We start from the raw sequence: 2,203 nt of genomic DNA, 5'->3' as shown, positions 1-2,203 counted from the left end.
GTCGACCCAGTTGTCCACCAACAGCACGTTGTTGTCGCCTGCCAGCGTGATGGGACCACCTGAGCCGCATTTCTGCCACGGTCATGGGACCACTCTTGCCAGTCATGGGACCACCGGCGTGTCGTGACGCCGGGCGGTCGGGGCGCTTGTTCGATCTGCACGTCCTGTTGTCGGACGTGGAGGTCCAGTGGCGTTCCGGGAGGTTGAGGTGTGTCTGACTTAATGACGCACTTCGGCGTTTCATTAGGGGTCTCCTTAGCAGCGGAGCAAATCTGGTCCCCTTCCGCCGCAGTACGAGCCCGCGCAGCACCTTGCGGGTCGGCTCCAGATAGGCGGGGACGACCACGCTGGTGATCAGCAGGCCCCGCGGCGTTTGCTCTCGTCGACGACGACGTGGCCGCTCATCGTCGCGGCCGGGCTGGCGGCGGCGTTGGTTTCGGTTCGCCGGCACGTTGCACTGCGCGGTAGACCGTGGAGCGGGCGACGGCGAACAGCTCGGCGAGTTCAGCGCTGGTGTGGTTTCCGGCGCGCCACAACTCGACCAGGTGCGCTTCCTGGGCGGGTTTGAGTTTGGGCTGCTTGCCACGCAGCCGGCCCTTGGCCTTGGCGACCTTCATGCCCTCCCGAGTTCGCATCCTGATCAAGTCCGATTCGAACTCGGCGATCATGCTGAGGGTCGTGAACAGCAGTCGGCCGACCGGGTCGGTCGGGTCGTGCACCGAGCCTCCGATGTTCAGGCGGATACCGTTGGCGGTCAGCTCCTCGACGATGTCGCGCGCGTCGGGCACGGATCGGGCCAGTCGGTCCAGCTTGGTGACCACGAGTGTGTCTCCGGAGCGGCACGCGGCGAGCGCCTGGCGAAGGCCGGGGCGGTCTCGGTTGGTTCCGGTCAGGCCGTGGTCGACGTAGATCCTCTTCGGTTTGACGCCGAGGGCGGCGAGGGCATCACGTTGCGCGGTGAGGTCCTGCCCGCCGGTTGAGCAGCGGGCGTACCCGACGAGCATCCCGGCCATCCGGAGACTGTAGCGGTTAGGCTACCTTCACTGGGCTTTATCGCGGGCGGGTCTTATGGGAATCACCGGTCGCGGGGTCTCCTCGGGGTGTCGCCACCGGCGGGGTGTCCCGTAGGACGTTCGGCTAACGGAACAGAATCGATGGCGTTCCACGGGGTATCCGGGGTTCTGGTGGTGATCAGGCAGCGTCTCCCCGATGTGGGCGTAATCCGTTGGCGCCGAGAGCGTTTCCTGCTGATGGTGGGTGGAGGTAGGTCGTTGGTGGCCAGCACGTGGTCGGCGATGTGACGCATCTTGCGGTTGCTGTGCTGGCTGGCGGCCCGCAGGGCGCGTAACGCTTGCTCTGGGGTCCAGCGGTGGTGGTGCATGAGGATGCCTTGAGCGGCGGCGATGGTCCGGTTGCTGGCCAGGGCGGTCGCCAGGTTGGCGGCCCGCCGGGCCTGGCTGATCGCGGTGAGAGCCAACGCCAGCCCGGCGACGGCCAGGTGGATGTCGTCCTCGGCCGCTGCCGGGAAGGCGGTGGGGCTGGTGGAGTAGAGGTTCAGCGTGGTGTCCGGGTGTCCGGCGTGGGTGAGTGGGTAGCTCAGGACGGCCCGCACCGGGCCTGCGATCAGGGCGCGGCTGAGGTATGCCGGCCATCGGGTCTCGGTGGTGAGGTCGCTGACGATGATGGTGCTGTCGGCGATGGCGGCCAGGGCCGGTCCTTGCCCGGTCTGGTACTCGATGGCATCGAGGGCGGCGGCCGTCACGGCGGTGGCCGCGACCGTCCGCGGGCGGCGCGGGTCGGCGTCGGTGAGCTGGGTCAGCGACGCGCACACCGCCCCGGGCACCATCGTGCACGCCAGGGCCAGCGCCTCGGTGAGCGGGTCCTGGCCGTGGACCGGCTGACCGATCTGGCCGGATAGACGGATCAGCTGTGCGGCTGCGCCGGCCGGCGTGTCCACAGCCGCCGACCGGCGCCACGGCACGGATGTCGGGGCCATCAGGATCCTCCCCATCGACTCAGACCAGGCTCACCACCCGTGGGCCGGGGTCTGCCCGGCGGGAGGTGCGATGCCGCCACAGCAGCAGAGACCGGTGGGCCTCGCGGGTTTCGGTATCGGCGGTGTTCCTCCCGGGTGGGCAGACCCGGGCCCGCGGTCGGCGGTCAGCCGCCCGGGGCGGCCGCGTCCACGGTCTCCCGGGTCTAC

The 2,203-nt window shown here is 69.1% G+C and carries 2 protein-coding genes; both read right to left on the bottom strand.

The annotated features are described in order from the left end of the window. Positions 1–401 precede the first annotated feature (401 nt). Entirely contained in the window at positions 402–1,013 is a 612-nt protein-coding gene (locus VF468_13100; protein HEX5879232.1) for a recombinase family protein, read from the bottom strand. 62 nt (positions 1,014–1,075) lie between these two features. Beyond that, on the bottom strand, positions 1,076–1,996 hold the full coding sequence (locus tag VF468_13095) for an ANTAR domain-containing protein (protein ID HEX5879231.1): 921 nt from the start codon (positions 1,994–1,996) through the stop codon (positions 1,076–1,078). Positions 1,997–2,203: the final 207 nt, after the last annotated feature.

Source organism: Actinomycetota bacterium (genome assembly GCA_036280995.1).
GTDB lineage: Bacteria > Actinomycetota > CALGFH01 > CALGFH01 > CALGFH01 > CALGFH01.
The sequence above is the reverse complement of the archived record's forward strand: the minus strand, read 5'-3'. Positions and strand labels throughout refer to the sequence as shown.